Here is a 17,845-nt window from a genome sequence, read left to right as displayed (position 1 = left end):
GGGTACGTGCTACACCAGTAGAACGAGCGTTAGATCGGTGGCGCAGGTGCGCCCCTTCATTCAGCCGTGAACAGGCGATTCACCGTTCTTCTGAGAGGACCAGCTCATGCCCGAAGCCGTCATCGTCGACGTTGCCCGTCTCGCATCCGGGAAAGGCAAGCCCGGCGGCGCCCTGTCCGGCACCAAGCCGGTGGAACTGCTCGCGCACGTGCTGCGTGAGCTCGTCGCCCGCAACGACATCGACCCGGCCCTGATCGACGACGTCATCGGTGGCTGCGTCGGACAGGCCGGCGAGCAGGCACTCAACATCTCCCGCACCGCGTTGCTGTCCGCGGGCTTCCCCGAGTCGGTACCGGCCACCACCGTCGACCGGCAGTGCGGCTCGAGCCAGCAGGCCGCCCACTTCGCCGCACAGGGCGTCATCGCCGGCGCCTACGACGTGGTGATCGCCGCCGGTGTGGAGTCGATGAGCCGGGTGCCGATGGGCTTCTCGGTGGCCGGACAGAGCCCGTACGGTCCGAGCATCGCCGAGCGCTACCCCGACGGTCTGGTGGGGCAGGGGATCTCGGCCGAACTGGTCGCCGCGAAATGGAAGTTCGACCGCGACGCCCTCGATTCGTTTGCCGCCGAATCGCATCGCCGCGCCGCCCAGGCCGCCACCGACGGCTTCTTCGACCGCGAGATCCTGCCCATCGACGTCGCCGACGCCGACGGCAACACCGTCACCCACCGCGTCGACGAGACCGTCCGGGCATCGACCACCGCGGAGGGACTCGCCGGTCTCAAGTCGTCGTTCTACTCCGAGCAGTACGCGCAACGATTCCCGGAGATCAACTGGCACATCACGCCGGGCAACTCCTCGCCGCTGACCGACGGTGCGTCGGCCGCGCTCATCATGAGCGACACCATGGCGTCGAAGCTGGGACTCACCCCGCGCGCCCGCTTCCACACCTTCGCCCTCGCCGGCGACGACCCGGTGTTCATGCTCACCGCCCCCATCCCGGCCACCCGCAAGCTGCTCGACCGCTCGGGTCTGAGCATCGACGACATCGACGCCTACGAGGTCAACGAGGCCTTCGCGCCGGTACCGATGGCATGGGCGCACGAATTCGGTGCCGACCCGGCCAAACTCAACCCGCGCGGTGGCGCCATCGCCCTCGGGCATGCGCTCGGATCGTCGGGCACCCGCCTACTGGCCACCCTGGTCAATCACCTCGAGGCCACCGGCGGCCGTTACGGCCTGCAGACGATGTGTGAGGGTGCGGGCATGGCCAACGCCACCATCATCGAACGTGTCTGACCTGTCCGTCCCGGAGGCGCCGGTGGCCGGACCCGTGTCCGCCCACTGGCGCCAGACGGTGCCGACGCCGATGAGCCAGATCCTGGCAGCGGCACGAGATGCCTTTCACGACTATGGCTTTCACGGCACCGCCACCCGTGACATCGCGGCCCGCGCCGGGGTGTCACTGCCGACGCTGTACTACCACCACGAGAACAAGCAGGGCCTTCTGGTGGCAGTACTCGACGTCGGCATGTCGTCGGTACTCGCGCAGGTCCGCGCCGCCATCGCCAGCGCCGATTCCCGGACCGAGCAACTGTCCCGGGCGATCGAGGCCGTCGTGTTGCACCGCACCATCGATCATCGGCTGGCCAGCGTCGACGGCGAACTGCGCTACCTCGACACCGACAATCCGCAGCGACAGCAGTACGTCGCCAAGCGCACCGAGATGGAAGACCTGATCTCCGACATCCTGCGCCGCGGAATCGATTCCGGCGAGTTCACGATGCGCGCCGCGACCGATGCCGATGTGCGGGAGATGATGCGCTATCTGTTCGGCGCCTGCCGCGCGGTCACCGATTGGTACCGCCCGACCGGCCCCCGCTCTGCCGACGAGATCGCAGCCGGCTACGCCGCCATGTCCCTTCGTGCGGTCGGAGCCACCGCCGCACCCCGACCGACCACACCCACACCCCAACAGAGGAGTTGACGAACTGTCATGAAACGCACCATCTTCGAAGACGACCACGAGGCCCTGCGCGCCTCCGCCCGCGAGTTCCTGGCACGCGAATGCGCCCCGCACAACGAGGAGTGGGAGGCCGCGGGCCAGGTGGATCGCGAGATCTACAAGAAGGCCGGCGACGCCGGACTGCTCGGCTTCAACATCCCCGAGGAATTCGGTGGCGGCGGCAGTGAGGACTTCCGATTCAACGCGGTCGTCGTCGAGGAGTTCGCCAAGTTCGACGGCGCGGCCCCGGGCCTGAGCCTGCAGAACGACGTCCTCGTCCCCTACTTCCTGCACCTGGCCAACGACGAGCAGCGCAAGCGCTGGATGCCCGGAATGGCCAGCGGCGAAACCATTCTCGCGGTCGCGATGACCGAGCCGGGAGCCGGATCGGATCTCGCCGGCATCAAGACCTCGGCCAAGGACGACGGTGATCACTACATCGTCAATGGCTCCAAGACCTTCATCTCCGCGGGCATCAACTCCGACCTGGTCGTAGTGGTGTGCCGCACCAATCCCGATCCCGCGGCCGGCCACAAGGCGTTCTCCCTGCTTGTCGTCGAACGCGGCATGGAGGGCTTCGAACGCGGCCGCAAGCTCGACAAGATGGGCCTGAAGTCGGCCGACACCGCCGAACTGCACTTCAACAACGTGCGGGTCCCGAAGGCGAATCTGCTCGGCGAGGAGAACAAGGGCTTCTACCACCTGATGCAGAACCTGCCCTCGGAGCGGCTGTCCATCGCCATCGGCGCCATCGCCGGTGCCCGCGCGATCTTCGACGAGACCCTGCAATACACCAAGGACCGCAAGGCTTTCGGCAAGCCGATCGGCACCTTCCAGCACAACCGCTTCGTGCTGGCCGAGATCGCCACCGAACTCGACCTCGCCGAGGTCTACATCGACCGCTGCCTGCAGGGTGTGCTCGACGATGAGCTGACCGCCGTCGACGCGTCCAAGGCCAAGTGGTGGTGTACCGAACTCGGCAAGCGTGTCATCGACAGCTGCGTCCAGCTCCACGGCGGCTACGGATACATGAACGAGTATCGGGTTGCCCGCGCGTACAAGGACTCTCGCATCCAGACGATCTTCGGCGGCACCACCGAGATCATGAAGGACATCATCGGTCGCGACCTGGGACTGTAACCAGCCGGCACAGCTGCCCCCATCGCTCCCCGAGTTCAGGGAGCGGTGGGGGCGCCGTCGCCCGGCTTCTCGGATGCGGTCGATGCGCAGACCCGCTCCGCGCCGGCATCCACGAGCAGTGCCACGACGGTGCCGACCGCCCCGCGCGCTCGCGGTCGGGTCAGCGCCTCGTAGACGCGCGCGGCCCGAACTCCCCTGAGCTCCAATCTCTTCACACGCGGATGCCGCACCGCGAATCGCGGCATGAGCGCGATGCCGTGGCCGGCGGCGACCAGCGCTTCGATGGTGGTGAAGTCCAGCATGCGCTGGGTGACCCGGGGCGCCACGCCGGTGATCGCCGAGATCGACAACAGCACGTCGTCCACCGGGAATCCGCCTTCGACGCTGATCCAGTCACAATCGGCGAGTTCGGATACCGCGACCGAATCACGCTCCGCCAGCGTCGAATCCAGCGACACGATCACATCGAGCGGTTCGCGCATCAACTCCGTGACACTGACTCGCGGCAGGGTCACCGATGGTGTTCGCTCGTCGCGGTGAGTGACCACCACGGCGTACTCCGCCAGTTTCGGTGGGGCGTCGGTGTATCCGACGTCGAGATGGGCGGCCTCGATGTCGATGCCGGCGTCGGCAGCGCCGTGCAGCACGGCCGGCAGCAATAGTGAGGCACCCGACGGGAACATGGCCAAGCGCACCAGAGCGTTTCCTGTCCGGTAGGACGCCATCTCCTCATGGGCGCGGTCGACGGCGGCGATCACCTCGTCGGCCCGCAGCACCAGCGCCTGTCCCGCCGCGGTCAGGCGGATGCGCCGGCCGTCCTGCTCGAGCAGTTCCACGCCCGCCTCCCGCGCAAGCACCTTGAGCTGCTGGGACACCGCTGACGGGGTCATGTGCATGGCGTCGGCCACGGCGCCGACCGATTGCCGGTCGGCGAATTCGCGCAAGATGCGCAGGCGCTTGACGTCCATGGGAAGACCGTAGCCCCTCGGTACCATCGGGCCATGGCGACCAGTTCACCCGCGCAGGTGCGCCCCGCCCGGCCCGACGACGTGGAGCCTCTGCTCGCGCTTCGTGAACGTGTTGCGCGCGAGGGTATCTGGATCGGTACCGAAGCACCCGTCGACGCCGAACGGGAGCTCACCGTGTTCTCCGCGACGCTCGACGCCGACGACCGCGACCTGTTCGTCGCGATCGTCGACGGCGTTCTCGTCGGCGGCCTGGGTGTGCAGTTCACCACGCCCGGCGTGACGGCACTGGGCATGCAGATCGACCGCGAGTGGCGGGGCCGGGGCATCGGCTCGGCACTGATGGATGCGGCGGTGGCGTGGAGCCGGGCGCACGACGCGCACAAGATGGAATTGCAGGTGTGGCCGCACAACGCGGCCGCGATCGCCCTGTACGAGAAGTTCGGCTTCGAACGCGAGGGCTATCTGCGCCGGCACTATCGTCGGCGCAGCGGCGAGCTCTGGGACGCGATCGTCATGGGACTCGTCCTGGACACGACGTCACCGGGGTGGTCGCTGCACGGCTCGTCCACGGCCGGGAATTAACCGGACCGCGGTACGTTTAGGGTGATATGACCAAGAACATCGGCTTCCTGTCCTTCGGACACTGGTCCGACTCCCCCGGCTCCCAGGTGCGCTCCGGCGCCGACGCGCTGCTGCAGTCCGTCGATCTGGCCGTCGCAGCCGAGGAACTCGGCGCCGACGGCGCGTACTTCCGGGTCCATCACTTCGCCCGGCAGCTCGCCTCACCGTTCCCGCTGCTCGCCGCCATCGGCGCGCGGACCAGCCGCATCGAGATCGGCACCGGCGTCATCGACATGCGCTACGAGAATCCGCTGTACATGGCCGAGGACGCCGGCGCGGCCGACCTGATCTCCGGCGGCCGGCTGCAACTCGGCGTAAGCCGCGGATCCCCCGAGCAGGTCATCGAGGGCTACAAGTACTTCGGCTACGTCCCGCCGGAGGGGTCCGACGATGCCGACATGGCGCGTGCGCACACCGATGTCTTCCTGAAGGTCATCGAGGGCCAGGGGTTTGCCCAGCCGAACCCGCGCCCGATGTTCCCCAACCCGCCCGGACTGCTGCCCATCGAGCCGCAGTCACCGGGTCTGCGCGACCGCATCTGGTGGGGCGCCGGCACCCGTGCGACCGCGGAATGGACTGCGCGCCAAGGGATGAACCTGATGAGTTCGACGCTACTGACCGAGGACACCGGCGTCCCGTTCCATCAGCTGCAGGCCGAGCAGATCGAGCGCTTCCGCAAGGTCTGGTCCGAGGAGGGCCATGATCGTGAGCCACGGGTCTCGGTGAGCCGCAGCATCTTCGCCATCACCGACGATCGCGACCGCGCGTACTTCGGCCGCGGTGGCGCCGAAGACGACCAGGTCGGTGTCATCGACAACAGCGTCGCGCGCTTCGGTCGCAGCTATGCCGACGAACCCGACAAGCTGATCGAACAACTCCGCGAGGACGAGGCGATCGCGGCGGCGGACACACTCCTGCTGACCGTGCCGAATCAGCTCGGCGTCGAGTACAACGCACACGTCATCGAGTCGATCCTCACCCACGTGGCGCCGGCTCTCGGCTGGCGTTGAGCCACGCCGCACATAGAGAAACCGCGTGTCTCGTCAGAAACCGTCTTTGTGACCGCGGTTCCTGACGGGACACGCGGTTTCTGCGTAGCGACACGCCGACCGCGTGCCGTTCGCGAGGGTCAGATTCCCAGGACACCGGCCGTGGTGTTGCTGGCCCAGGTGCCCAGGTCGTTGATCTGGCCCCGCGGCGCGTAGATCCAGATGGTCGGGCTCGATTGGGAACCGCAGCGAACTTGTACCGGGGAGCGGCCGGGGCGCAGGTCCGAGCCGGCGATCGTCGTCGTACCGCTTCTGGGGCCGGTGATCGCGATGGTCTTCCCGACGTGGATCACACACGAGCTGTCCAGGGCGTCACCGTGCTGATAGGTGAGTTGCCAGTTGGATGTGCCCGACGCCGCGACGGCGACCTTCGGACCGACGACGGCATGCGCGTGTGCCGCGCCGAGGGTGGTCACCGCCGCGACGGCCCCGACCGCGACGGTTGCCGCAACTCCCCGGACGACTGACCCCGTAAGCATGACCCCGAATCTGCTCATGCAGGCATGATGCCACAGCAGCCTGCCCCGGTCAGTCAGCTCCGGCAGAGCGCCGGGCGTTTGCTGTCGAAGCTCCAGCCGGGGATCAGGTACTGCATGCCGGCGGCGTCGTCGCGGGCGCCGAGCCCCTCGCGCAGATACAGCTCGTGGCCGCTTGCACCTGGTCCATGTCGAGTTCGACGCCGAGGCCGGCCTTGTCCGGGACCGTCAGGTACCCGTCGGAGATGGTGTACGGCTCGGTGGTCAGGCGTTGTCCGTCCTGCCAGATCCAGTGGGTGTCGATGGCAGTGATGTCGCCGGGGGCGGCCGCTGCCACGTGGGTGAACATGGCCAGCGAGACGTCGAAGTGGTTGTTGGAGTGCGATCCCCACGTCAGCCGCCCCCAGGCGTCGCAGAGTTGCGCGACGCGCACCGAGCCGCTCATCGTCCAGAAGTGCGGATCGGCCAGTGGGATGTCGACGGCGCCGGAGCGGATCGCGTGTCCCATCTCCCGCCAGTCGGTGGCGATCATGTTGGTGGCGGTCGGAAGTCCGGTGGCGCGCTTGAACTCCGACATCACCTCTCGTCCGGAGAAAGCGCCCTCGGGGCCCACGGGGTCCTCGGCGTAGGCCAGCACTTCACGCAGATCGCGGCACACCTCGATCGCCTCGCTCAGCAGCCAGCCGCCGTTGGGGTCCAAGGTGACTCGCGCCGACGGGAAGCGCTCGGCGAGTGCGCGTACCGCGGCAGCCTCGTCGCGCGGTGCGAGGACTCCACCCTTCAGCTTGAAATCCTGGAATCCATACCGAGCCTGCGCAGCTTCGGCCAGCGCCACAACCGATTCCGGGGAGAGCGCCTCGTCGTGCCGGATGCGCAGCCAGTCGTCGGCGTCGGCCGGTTCGTCGGCCGCCGACCGGTAGGGCAGGTCGGTGCGGTTGCGGTCGCCGACGAAGAACTGGTAGCCGAGGGCTTGCACGCGCTGCCGCTGCTGACCGTCGCCGAGCAGCGCGGCGACCGGCACGTCGAGGTGCTGTCCGAGCAGGTCGAGCAGGGCCGATTCCACGGCCGTCACCGCGTGCACGGCGATCCGCAGATCGAAGGTCTGGGCGCCACGGCCGCCGGCGTCGCGGCCGGCGAAGGTGGATCGCATCTCGCCGAGGATTGCGTGGTAGCCGCCGATGGATCGCCCGACGATCAATGCCCGCGCGTCCTCGAGGGTCGTCCGGATGGCTTCACCACCGGGCACCTCGCCGACCCCGGTCCGGCCCTCGGAATCGGTGAGGATCACCAGGTTTCGGGTGAAGTAGGGGGCGTGTGCGCCACTCAGGTTGAGCAGCATGCCGTCGTGTCCGGCTACCGGGTACACCGTCATCTCGGTGATGACCGGGGTGGTGGTGGCGCTCATCGGGACTCCTGTGTCGAGGGTGGTGCTCATCGGACGGCCGGCTTGGCGCTCAGTGCGTCCATCTCGGCCGATGCCGGAGCGTCGTCGAGGTCGGTTGTCGGGGACGGCGAAACCGCACTCGGACGCCGAATGAGGAGGACCAGGACGGCGGCGAGCAGCGTGGTGGCGGCGAGTGCGAACAGCCCGACGGTGACCTGACCGGTGGCCTGTTTGATCACGCCGAAACCGAAGGGCGCCACGAAGCCGCCGAGGTTGCCGAGCGAGTTGATGATCGCGATGGCGGGGGCGAGCACCATCGGATGCAGGGTGGACTGCGGGAACGACCACATCAGCGGACTCGAGCTCTTGAATCCCATTGCCGCGAGGCACAGGAAGACCAGCGCCAGCCATGGTGAGACCACCGCTGCCACAAAGGTTGCGCCGGCAGCGACCAGCAGCGAACCGATCAGCAGCGGCCGGCGGTTTCCGGTGCGGTCACCGATCTTGGAGGTGGCGTACATCGCGATCACCGCGCAGATCCACGGCAGCGAGGAGAGCAGCCCGACGGTGATGTCGTTGGTGCCCGGAATCCGCCGGACGATGGCGGGGAGCCAGAAGGTGTTGGCGTAGATGCCCATCGAGATGCAGAAGTAGATGCCGCAGAACACGATGAGTTGCCGGTCGGCGAGCATCTTCCACCGTGAACCCTTGTGCGCCACAACGGAATCAGCGGCCTTCTGGGCATCCTCGGCGGCGATGGCGGCCGAGAGTGCGGCGCGTTCGTCGGCGTTGAGCCAGGTGGCGTCGTCGATCTTGGAGCTCAGCAGGAAGTAGCCGATGATGCCGACAACCACCGAGAGCGACCCCTCGATCAGGAACAGCCACTGCCAGCCGTGCAGACCCAGCAGGCCGTGCATCGACAGCAGCGGACCCGAGACCGGACCGGAGATGGCGGCCGCCACCGACGAGCCCGCGATGAACAGCGCGGTGGCGCGTCCGCGGGAGCTGTTGGGCAGCCACTTGGCCAGATAGAAGATGACCGCGGGGAAGAACCCGGCCTCGGCCGCGCCGAGCAGGAATCGTGTATTACCACTGTGACCCCGGGTGAGTCACTTCACAAAATGCACGGTAGATCGTCGCAGTGATGCACGTCCAACACTGATTACGCATAGATCAATACCCGAGTTGCATCGCCTGTCACGCGTCGGCGTTTAATGCAGAAGAACTGAATGGTTTCTTCGGTAGAATTCGATTGTTCTTCACCAGCGGCGCGACGACGATGGCTGTCATGTCCTCCCGCGATCGCGTCCTCGGCCTGACCGTCGTCTTGCTGTGGGGTTTCAACTTCATCGCAATCCGGCTGGGACTCAACCACTTTCCACCGTTCTTCTTCGCCGCGCTCCGATTCGCGGTGATGGCGGTCCCGGTGATGCTGTTCGTCAGATTCCCGCGCGTCCGCATCCGCTGGTTCCTGCTGTACGCCATCGGCTTCGGGACGCTGCAATTCGCGTTCCTGTTCCTCGCGATGGAACTCGGCATGCCCACCGGACTCGCCTCCCTGGTCCTGCAGACCTCCGCGCCGTTCACCGTGCTGCTCGGTGTGCTGTTCCTGCGGGAGCGGATGACGCCGCTGCAGGTACTCGGGATCGTCGCCGCGGTCGGCGGCATGACGCTCATCGCCGTTGATCGCGCGACACACAGCGGCCTGGGCGCCGGCGCGCTGCTCCCCATCGGCCTGACCGTGCTCGGCGGACTGGCCTGGGCGTTCGGCAACATCGGTGGCCGGCTGGCCCAGCCCGACGATGCCCTGCGCATGACCCTGTGGCTCTCAGTGGTCCCCCCGATCCCGCTGTACCTGCTCAGCCTCGCCGTCGAGGGGCCGTCGGCCGGCATCGCCTCGTTGACCTCGCTGGGCACCCACAGCGGCGTGCCGGCGCTGTGCGGACTGACCTACGTGGTCCTGCTCGGCACCATCGCCGGTGCCGGTATCTGGACGTCACTGATGGCACGCCACCCGGCCAGCCGTGTGGCGCCGCTGTCGCTACTGGTGCCGATCGTCGGGATCAGCGCGTCGTGGGCGCTGCTCGGGGAAACCCCGACCGTCGTCGAACTCGTCGGTGCCGTCATCGTGATCGGTGGCTGCGCGGCCGGTGTGCTCGCCACGCCGCGCTCGCGACCGCACATCCCACCGGCCACGGGGAGCGACGACGCGGGGTCAGCTGGTGGCCGCGATCGAGTCCTGCTCGCCCGCTGAGACCGGGCGCCGGGGCGCCTCGGCGAGCCCGTCGCGCACCGCCGCGCACACGCGGTCCAGGGCCGCCCGCGCATCTGCACTGAACACCGTCATGTTGGCGAAGGCGTGCAGCATCGAGCTCTCCCGCTGGACCGTCACGGCCACGCCGGCATCGGCGAGCCGCTGCGCGTAGGCGAGCCCCTCGTCGCGCAGCGGATCGAAGCCGGCCACCAGCACATGAGCCGGCGGCAGTCCGGACAGATCGTCGGCCAGCAACGGCGACACTCGCGGGTCGGTCCGGACGGATTCGTCGGGTGTGTAGTTGTCGGTGAAGAACCTGATGCGCTCCTCGGTGAGGAACAGTCCCTGCGCGAACTCGTCCCGTGACGGGTGCCGCGAACTCGCATCGGTCATCGGATAGAGCAGCACCTGCCGGCACGGCACCACCTGCTCGCCACGGACCTGCTGGGCGAGCACCGCGGCCAGATTGCCCCCGGCGCTGTCACCGGCCACGACGATCCGTTCGGGCGCCAGACCCCACTGCGGGGCGGATCGCACGGCAAAACGCCACGTCGCGAGTGCGTCGTCGACGGCGGCGGGAAACGGATTCTCCGGGGCCAGCCGATAGTCGACGGCCAGCACGTCCACGCCCGCCCCGAGTGCGAGGCGCCGCGCGACACCGTCATGACTGATCCGGCTGCCGAGCACAAAGCCCCCGCCGTGGAAATAGATCAGCAGACCCGACGATGATTCGGTGGCGCGATACCGGGTGGCGGCCAGCGGACCGCCCGGCCCGTCGAAGGTGAGATCCTCCTCGACGGCGAAGGCGGGGAGGTTCTCGGCCATGGTCGTCGCCGAGATGTCGATGTCGCGCCGGGAGCCGAGCACGTCGGTGGTGCCGAGGCCCATGCCCGGGATGTTCGCCGCCGACCAACCCACCACCGCCATCTCGGGTGCCAGACGCTCGCCGTCGGCGTTCACGCGGGTTCGGCGCCGGAACAACGGCGTGATGAATGGCTGCGCTTTCCCGAGGACTCTCACCAGAGCCCGCTGGGGGCGCGCGGACAACGGTAGCTTCAGTGATGTGGCCCGACTCACAGCGCCGAGCGTACGCGATCGGTGCAACCCGGTCGCCAGGGTGCCCGTCGCACGCCTGGGCGTTCGGAAAACTCCTGTGACAGACTCGTCGGCATGCCCGACCGCGTGAACACCCCGCGAGTACCCGCCCGCACCAGGATCGCACTTGCCGCCGCGGCCGCCGCACGCTGGGCGTCGCGGACCGCCGGCCGTGGCAAGGGTTCGATGATCGGCGGTCTGGTGGCCGCCAAGATCGACCCCGACATCATGCGTCGACTGGCCGCAGGGAAGCGGACCGCGGTGATCACCGGGACCAACGGCAAATCCACCACCACCCGCATGACCGCAGCCGCGCTCGCCGAGATCGGCGAGGTCGCCACCCAGGCCGACGGCGCCAACATGGACGCCGGCATCATCGCGACCCTGACGCTGCAGCGCACCGCACCGGTCTGCGCACTCGAGGTCGACGAGCTGCACGTCCCGCACGTCAGCGATGCGGTGGACCCGGAAGTCCTCGTGCTGCTGAATCTTTCTCGCGACCAGCTGGACCGGGTGGGCGAGATCAACATGATCGAGCGGCGGCTGCGCGAGGGGATCGCCCGGCACCCGGAGACCACCGTCGTCGCCAATTGCGACGACGTGCTGGTGACCTCGGCCGCCTTCGACGCCCCGCACGTGGTGTGGGTGGCGGCCGGCGCGAGCTGGGTGGGCGACTCGGTGAGCTGCCCCCGCACCGGCGAACCCATTATGCGCTCCGAGCACGGCTGGTACTCCACCGGTGACGAGAACTTCCGCCGTCCCACCCCCGACTGGTGGGTCGACGAGAAGAATATCTACGGTCCCAACGGTTTTCAGGCTCCGCTGGATCTGTCCGTACCCGGCCGGGCCAACCGTGGCAATGCTGCACAGGCGGTCGCGGCGGCGGTCGCGATGGGCGCCGACCCCGCCAAGGCGGTCGCCGCGGTCGGCACCGTCGGCGAGGTCGCCGGCCGCTACGGCGTACATCAGGTGGGCAACCATTCGGTGCGGACACTGCTCGCGAAGAATCCCGCCGGCTGGCAGGAGGCGTTGTCCATGATCGATCAGGACGCCGACGGCCTGGTCATCGCGGTCAACGGTCAGGTCCCCGACGGCGAGGACCTGTCCTGGTTGTGGGACGTGCGGTTCGAGGCCTTCGAGACGATGGCGGTGGTGGCCGCCGGCGAACGGGCCGCCGACCTGTCGGTGCGACTGCTCTACGCCGGCGCCGAGCACACCACCCTTCCAGATCCCATGCGCGCCATCGCATCCTGCCCACCCGGCCGCGTCGAGGTACTCGCCAATTACACCGCGTTCCGCGATCTCGGCATCGCACTCGAACGTGCCGCACGATCACGGAAGGGTGAGCAGTGAGCGAGTCGACCCTGCGGATCGGTCTGGTCCTGCCCGACGTGATGGGCACCTACGGCGACGGTGGCAATGCACTCATCCTGCGTCAGCGGGCCCGGATGCGCGGCATCGACGCCGAGGTCGTGCACATCACCCTCGACGACGAGGTGCCCGACTCGCTCGACGTCTATACCCTCGGCGGCGCAGAGGATTACGCGCAGCGCCTGGCAACGCGCCATCTCAACCGTCACCCCGGGTTGCAGCGTGCCGCCGCCGCGGGACGCCCGGTGCTGGCGATCTGCGCGGCCATCCAGGTGCTCGGCCACTGGTATGAGACCTCTGCGGGTGAACGTGTCGACGGGATCTCGCTATTCGATCTGACCACCGCACCGCAGGCCAAACGCAGCATCGGCGAGCTGATCACCGAACCGGTGGTGCCGGGTCTGCACGCACCGCTATCCGGCTTCGAAAATCACCGTGGCGGAACAACACTCGGCTCTGACGCCCAACCCCTCGGCCGGGTACGGCACGGCGTCGGGAACGGCGTGGGCGACGGTACCGAGGGGGTGGTGCAGGGATCGGTGATCGGAACCTACATGCACGGCCCGGCGCTGGCCCGCAACCCCGAACTCGCCGATCATCTCCTGGCACAGGCCATCGGCACCGACGCGCTGGCACCGCTGGAGCTGCCGGAGGTGGATAGGCTGCGTCGCGAACGCCTCGCCGCCGGCCGCCGGGGCTGACGGTCAGCTACGCCGCCACCACCGCGCCCGACGGAATCGGGGACAGACCTCGGCGCCACACACTCCGCATTCGGTTCCCCGACGGAAGTGCTCGTGCACCTCACGCGGATGTCCGCATCGACACCGCGCGTCCGCTCGTTTCTCCAACGTCTCCGACCCTTCGCCCCCGAACATCCCCACCAGGTTTCAATCGGTCATTCATCCAGACCGACGCCGACAACCTTACTCACACAACCGTTCTCCGCACCTGTGAATTCACTCGGAATCCTCTGATCGGACGGCGTACCCGAGGTCGGCGTACCGGGCGGCCGCGCTCAGTACGTCGACCACCATCGTCGGCGTGAGACGGCCGGTGAAGGTGTTGTGCTGGCTCACGTGATAGCAGCCGAAAACACCGATCGAGCGATCTCCGCGGGTCAGCACGGTGTGCGCGCCGTGACCGAACGCCGGCCGCGGACGTGGCACCGACCAACCCAGTGTGCCGAACGTGTGCAGCGTCTGCCGCCACCCGAAGGCGCCGAGCGCCACCACCGACCGCATCGTCGGCGCAAGCAGTTCCAGTTCGCTGTGCAGCCAGTGCGCGCACTCGTCGCGCTCCTGCGGCGTCGGCTTGTTCTGTGGAGGCGCGCAATGCACCGGGGCGGTCACGCGCGTGCCGTAGAGGAGCAGCCCGTCATCGGCCGATACCGAGGTCGCCTGATTGGCGAGTCCCGCGGCGTGCAGTGCGGCGAACAGCACGTCGCCGCTCTGGTCGCCGGTGAACATGCGGCCCGTCCGATTCCCGCCGTGCGCTGCCGGCGCCAGGCCGATGATGACGACCGCAGCGTCCGACGGCCCGAACCCCGGGACCGGGCGGGCCCAGTACTCCTGGTCGGCGAAAGCACGCCGCTTCTCCCGCCCCACCTGCTCACGCCACGCAACCAGACGCGGACACGCCCGGCACCCGACCAGGTCCCGGTCGAGTGCGGCGATGCTCCGGTATCCACGCACGATCCCAGGGTAGTGGCTCACCGGGGTGTCGGTACGCCCCCTTGTGCTGGTCGAGCCGCCCCCTTCTGGGGGCGAAACCACTCGTAACCCGAACGGTTCAGCGCACTAACAAATGTCAACCTCAGTCCAGGACCAGGCATCGATCCCTCGTCCGGTCCACGGCAAACCAGCCGCGCTCAAACCGTTGCCACCGTTGCAGATACGGCCGCGACGCTTCGCCGTCGCGTGCCACCGCCCGTTCGAGCCGTTCCGCGGCGGGCGCACCGTCGAGCCACAGTGCGTGAGAGAGCCGGTCGGCGATCCGACGCCGCGCAGACGACACCCCCTCGATAACCAGAAGCGGCTCCCAGCGGCGCCAGACGCGCGCTCCACGTACGGGCACGCCGTCGCGCCACACCCGCGGCCGGTACTGGTAGTCGTGGCGGCGGATGAAGGCTTGCAGCACATCGGATTCCAGCTCGGGCCACCAGGCCACCGGATTGTCCCAGGTGGCGAAGTCGTCGGTGCGGACGAGGACCGCACCGGTGCCGTTGGCGGCCAGCGTGGCCATCAGCGCATCGGCGAGGGTCGATTTCCCGGCGCCGGATGGCCCGTCGATGGCGACGATCCCGGTCGTCATCTCCGCGGCCAGCGCATCGAGGCGTTCCTGCAGACGCGCATCGACCATGACGACCGGACCGGTTGTCACCAGCCGTAACCGAACCGTTCCGAACTCGATCCCGACGTGGTGGGCAGACGGTTGAGCGGAGTGGTGATCGGCGCCTGCGGGGCGGCGGTGACCGCGGTGCGGCCGGTGATCAGGTACTGCGAGATCGCGGCGTCGAGCGGACGATTCCCGCGGGCGAGCTGACCGTGATCGCCGCCGCCGACGGTGATGAGGTGGGCACCCATCGCGCGGCGCAGCACCATCGCTCCCCGATACGGCGTCTGCGGGTCGTCGACGCTGTTGATCAGCAGTGGCGTGACGGCTAGCCCGCGGTTACTGGTGACGACCGGACGAACCCGCGGAGTTGTTCCGGCACAAGCGATTCCCGACTCCCAGAACAGACCCGGCGCCTCGAAGACATCGCTGACGACAAGGTTGGCGAACAATGCGGCCGGGATCTGGGCCGGCTGGGCCGGATACTGGTTCTCGTTGCACATCAGGATGGTCTGCATGTTGTTCGACGCTGTTTCGGCGGCCACCTCGTCGGGGGTGGGCTTGACGGCCTTGCGACGCGGCACCATGTTCGACAGGCGCAGCGCGATCAGCGGCCAGTAGTTGCGGTCCGGCGCCACGGTGCGGGTCGCGGTCAGCATTGCCGACTTCGACTGATCCCCACCGGGAGTCAGCATCGTCGCGACGAAGTTCTCGTAGCGCGCCCGCGCGTCGGCGGTCAGGTTGACCCCGGCGATGTACTGCTGCGACCACGCTTTCAGCCCCGGCGGGACGTCGCCGACCTGGGCGGGCGGCGCCGCCAGCGACGGCGGCACACCGGCTTCCTTCTCCACGCGCGCACTCCACTTGCAGTACACCGCCAGCGGGGTCGCACCGAGGTGATAAAGGTTGTCGTGCGCGGCAATCCACGCCATCATCGCGTTGACGCGACCCTTGTAACCGGGGGTCTGATCGCTGCCGACGCGGTTCCAGATACCGTTCGGGTTCACCGCGGAGTCGAGTACGAGCCGGTCGGTGTGCTGCGGGAACAGCGTCGCGTACGTCGCCATCAACGTCGTCCCGTAGGAGATGCCATAGAGGCTGAGTTTGTTCACTCCCAGTGCGTGCCTTGCCATCTCAATGTCGCGCGCGGCGTTCTCGGTGGTGAGCGTGGCCGGGTACCCGGGGCTGGCCGCCTCACAGCGGTCGCGGTTGATGGCCCCGTAATTGGTGACGGCCACAAAGTCGTTGGCGGCGTTGAACTTCGCACACTTGAGAGCCGTGCCGCCGACGAGGCCGCGGGGTTGCACGGCCACCAGGTCAAAGCGGTCCTGCACTGCCGCGGGTGGCGCAGCCCACGAGAACAGGCCGAGGGCGTCACCGCCCGGACCACCCGGATTGCCCACCAGCACACCCATCTTGTGGGCCTGATCCCGGGCCGGGATACGGCTGATGGTCACGGTGATGGTGGGGCCGTTGGGTTTTGCGTAATCGCGCGGGACGGCGATCGTCGCGCACTGGGCACCCTTCGCGGAGTGGATCTTGGCGCACGGCCCCCAACTGAGTTGCGGGGCGGCGGCAGCCGTCGGGGGTCCTCCCGCCGGGACGGTCACCATGGCGACAGCCGCTGCGGAGGCCACGACCGCACCCAGTAACCGGACTCCAACTCGGTGCATCAACACTCTCCCCACCTCGGCATCCCTATATCTCTAGCAGACAGACACCGGACCGGCTGAGGTGGAGCGACGTCGGCGCGGGGTTCGACGTATATGCCCGATTCGATGGATCAGGCGAGAACGCGCCGCCCGGACAGGGCGCGGCCGAGGGTGAGTTCGTCGGCGAATTCGAGATCGCCGCCCATCGGCAGGCCCGACGCGAGGCGGGTCACCGACAGCCCGGGAAACTCCTTGAGCATCCGCAGCAGATAGGTCGCGGTGGCCTCACCCTCGGTGTTGGGGTCGGTGGCGACGATGATCTCGGTGACGTCGTTGCCGTCGTCGGTGTTGGCCAGGCGTCGCAGCAGCTCGCGGATCCGCAACTGATCCGGCCCGATCCCCGACAGCGGGTCCAGCGCACCGCCCAGCACGTGATAGCGGCCGTTGAACTCCTTGGTCCGCTCGATGGCGTGCACATCCTTGGGCTCTTCGACGACGCAGATCTTGGTCGCGTCGCGTCGGGCGTCGGAGCAGATCCGGCAGAGCCGGTTGGCCGACACGTTGCCACACTCGGCGCAGAACGTGACGTCGTCACGTACCCGGCCCAGCGCGGCGACCAGCCGGTCGATCTCTGACTTCTCGCCGGCCAGCAGCGCGAACGCGATCCGCTGGGCGCCCTTGGGTCCCAGACCGGGCTGTTTGGCCAGTTCGTCGATCAGATCCTGGATCGGCCCCTCATACATCGGTGGTCCTGAGTTCGCGCGGCCGTCAGCCGAGGCCCGGCAAGCCGCCGAGTCCCCCGGCGAGCGGACCCATCTTCTCGCTCGCGAGGGCCTCCCGCTTGCTCGACAGATCGGCCAGCGCCCCGAGCAGCAGGTCCTGCAGGGTCTCGACGTCGTCGGGGTCGACGACCTTGGGGTCGATCGTCACGGCGGTGATCTCCCCGGTCCCGTTACCGGTCACGGTCACCAGCCCGTTGCCCGCGGTCCCGGTCACCTCGGCTGCGGCGATCTCGTTCTGTGCGTTGACCAGCTGGGCTTGCATCTGCTGAGCCTGCGCCAGCAGACCGGCCATCGGGTTCTCGCCACCGGCTCCGCCGCCACCGAACAGGGCGCTGGGATCGAAAGGTTGAGTCACGTGTCCAGGGTAGCCGTCGCTCATCGCAACAACCGATCGACATGCTCGGCGATGTCGTCGACCGAGGACTCGTCGGCCGGGCTGATCTCGAAGGACAGCACGTCGTCGCCGAAGAGCCGGCCCGCGCGGCGGGTGAGCGCGAACTCGAAACGGTCGTCGACGCGCCGCCACTGCGTGATACCGCCGTAGACGGGCGCACTGGCACCGGTGGTCACACAGTGCTCATCTGAGCGCGGACCGCCGACCAGATCCCGCTGGATCTGGAAACACGCCATGGACTCGTCGTCGATGAAGACGACGGCCTCGCAGCCCAGATCGGGATGCCGTTCGTAGGACGCGCGGATGGTCACGTGGCCAGGCT

General features: G+C 68.1%; 17 protein-coding genes and 2 pseudogenes. 8 read left to right on the top strand and 11 right to left on the bottom strand.

The window, feature by feature from the left end:
- Window positions 1–106 precede the first annotated feature (106 nt).
- The 3 genes from GBRO_RS02225 to GBRO_RS02215 are packed head-to-tail and all read left to right on the top strand — an operon-like array spanning window position 107 to window position 3,146.
- Window positions 107–1,300 carry a thiolase family protein gene (locus GBRO_RS02225; RefSeq protein ID WP_012832375.1) on the top strand — a complete coding sequence of 398 codons (1,194 nt, stop codon included), beginning with the start codon at window positions 107–109 and terminating at the stop codon, window positions 1,298–1,300.
- On the top strand, window positions 1,293–1,988 hold the full coding sequence (locus GBRO_RS02220; RefSeq protein ID WP_227892839.1) for a TetR/AcrR family transcriptional regulator: 696 nt from the start codon (window positions 1,293–1,295) through the stop codon (window positions 1,986–1,988). Before GBRO_RS02225 ends, GBRO_RS02220 begins: the two co-directional genes overlap by 8 nt.
- 9 nt (window positions 1,989–1,997) lie before the next feature.
- The gene (locus GBRO_RS02215) at window positions 1,998–3,146 is read left to right on the top strand and encodes an acyl-CoA dehydrogenase family protein (RefSeq protein WP_012832373.1); all 1,149 of its coding nucleotides are present in this window, start codon (window positions 1,998–2,000) and stop codon (window positions 3,144–3,146) included.
- Window positions 3,147–3,181: 35 nt separating this feature from the next.
- Here the strand turns inward: GBRO_RS02215 and GBRO_RS02210 are convergent, their stop codons facing one another.
- On the bottom strand, window positions 3,182–4,114 hold the full coding sequence (locus GBRO_RS02210; protein ID WP_012832372.1) for a LysR family transcriptional regulator: 933 nt from the start codon (window positions 4,112–4,114) through the stop codon (window positions 3,182–3,184).
- Window positions 4,115–4,147: 33 nt separating this feature from the next.
- Here GBRO_RS02210 and GBRO_RS24565 point away from each other — a divergent pair, with 33 nt between their 5' ends.
- Together GBRO_RS24565 and GBRO_RS02200 are read left to right on the top strand one after the other, a co-directional pair.
- On the top strand, window positions 4,148–4,696 hold the full coding sequence (locus tag GBRO_RS24565) for a GNAT family N-acetyltransferase (RefSeq protein WP_012832371.1): 549 nt from the start codon (window positions 4,148–4,150) through the stop codon (window positions 4,694–4,696).
- A gap of 26 nt (window positions 4,697–4,722) precedes the next feature.
- Window positions 4,723–5,745, top strand: a complete 1,023-nt coding sequence (locus tag GBRO_RS02200; protein WP_012832370.1) for an LLM class flavin-dependent oxidoreductase — start codon at window positions 4,723–4,725, stop codon at window positions 5,743–5,745.
- A gap of 119 nt (window positions 5,746–5,864) precedes the next feature.
- Here the strand turns inward: GBRO_RS02200 and GBRO_RS02195 are convergent, their stop codons facing one another.
- The 3 genes and pseudogenes from GBRO_RS02195 to GBRO_RS02185 form a co-directional block, all read right to left on the bottom strand.
- Window positions 5,865–6,281 (bottom strand): hypothetical protein, encoded by a 417-nt coding sequence (locus tag GBRO_RS02195; protein WP_012832369.1) that lies wholly within the window; start codon window positions 6,279–6,281, stop codon window positions 5,865–5,867.
- Window positions 6,282–6,316: 35 nt separating this feature from the next.
- Window positions 6,317–7,665: pseudogene (locus GBRO_RS02190) on the bottom strand (enolase C-terminal domain-like protein).
- A gap of 26 nt (window positions 7,666–7,691) precedes the next feature.
- A pseudogene (locus tag GBRO_RS02185) lies at window positions 7,692–8,726 on the bottom strand (MFS transporter); the annotation flags it as partial.
- Between the two features lie 206 nt (window positions 8,727–8,932).
- Between GBRO_RS02185 and GBRO_RS02180 the strand changes: the two are divergent.
- On the top strand, window positions 8,933–9,898 hold the full coding sequence (locus GBRO_RS02180; RefSeq protein WP_052298348.1) for an EamA family transporter: 966 nt from the start codon (window positions 8,933–8,935) through the stop codon (window positions 9,896–9,898).
- Here the strand turns inward: GBRO_RS02180 and GBRO_RS02175 are convergent.
- Entirely contained in the window at window positions 9,860–10,975 is a 1,116-nt protein-coding gene (locus GBRO_RS02175; RefSeq protein ID WP_012832366.1) for an alpha/beta hydrolase, read from the bottom strand. The genes GBRO_RS02180 and GBRO_RS02175 overlap by 39 nt on opposite strands.
- 93 nt (window positions 10,976–11,068) lie before the next feature.
- Between GBRO_RS02175 and GBRO_RS02170 the strand changes: the two genes are divergently transcribed.
- Entirely contained in the window at window positions 11,069–12,346 is a 1,278-nt protein-coding gene (locus GBRO_RS02170; protein WP_012832365.1) for a MurT ligase domain-containing protein, read from the top strand.
- On the top strand, window positions 12,343–13,065 hold the full coding sequence (locus GBRO_RS02165) for a type 1 glutamine amidotransferase (RefSeq protein WP_012832364.1): 723 nt from the start codon (window positions 12,343–12,345) through the stop codon (window positions 13,063–13,065). Before GBRO_RS02170 ends, GBRO_RS02165 begins: the two co-directional genes overlap by 4 nt.
- 255 nt (window positions 13,066–13,320) lie before the next feature.
- On the opposite strand, the gene GBRO_RS02160 is transcribed toward GBRO_RS02165, so the two are convergent.
- The 6 genes from GBRO_RS02160 to GBRO_RS02135 form a co-directional block, all read right to left on the bottom strand.
- Complete coding sequence (locus tag GBRO_RS02160; protein ID WP_223373170.1) at window positions 13,321–14,055, bottom strand: uracil-DNA glycosylase; 735 nt, start codon at window positions 14,053–14,055, stop codon at window positions 13,321–13,323.
- 121 nt (window positions 14,056–14,176) lie between these two features.
- Window positions 14,177–14,722, bottom strand: a complete 546-nt coding sequence (locus GBRO_RS02155) for a uridine kinase family protein (RefSeq protein ID WP_041920146.1) — start codon at window positions 14,720–14,722, stop codon at window positions 14,177–14,179.
- A gap of 17 nt (window positions 14,723–14,739) precedes the next feature.
- Complete coding sequence (locus GBRO_RS02150) at window positions 14,740–16,368, bottom strand: alpha/beta fold hydrolase (RefSeq protein ID WP_012832361.1); 1,629 nt, start codon at window positions 16,366–16,368, stop codon at window positions 14,740–14,742.
- 110 nt (window positions 16,369–16,478) lie between these two features.
- Window positions 16,479–17,090, bottom strand: coding sequence for a recombination mediator RecR (gene recR, locus GBRO_RS02145; protein WP_012832360.1), 612 nt, complete (start codon window positions 17,088–17,090; stop codon window positions 16,479–16,481).
- Between the two features lie 25 nt (window positions 17,091–17,115).
- Window positions 17,116–17,484 carry a YbaB/EbfC family nucleoid-associated protein gene (locus tag GBRO_RS02140; RefSeq protein ID WP_012832359.1) on the bottom strand — a complete coding sequence of 123 codons (369 nt, stop codon included), beginning with the start codon at window positions 17,482–17,484 and terminating at the stop codon, window positions 17,116–17,118.
- A gap of 20 nt (window positions 17,485–17,504) precedes the next feature.
- Window positions 17,505–17,834 (bottom strand): hypothetical protein, encoded by a 330-nt coding sequence (locus GBRO_RS02135; protein WP_012832358.1) that lies wholly within the window; start codon window positions 17,832–17,834, stop codon window positions 17,505–17,507.
- Window positions 17,835–17,845: the final 11 nt, after the last annotated feature.

This window comes from Gordonia bronchialis DSM 43247 (assembly GCF_000024785.1).
Taxonomy (GTDB): Bacteria; Actinomycetota; Actinomycetes; order Mycobacteriales; family Mycobacteriaceae; genus Gordonia; species Gordonia bronchialis.
This window is presented reverse-complemented; position numbering and strand designations above follow the sequence as displayed.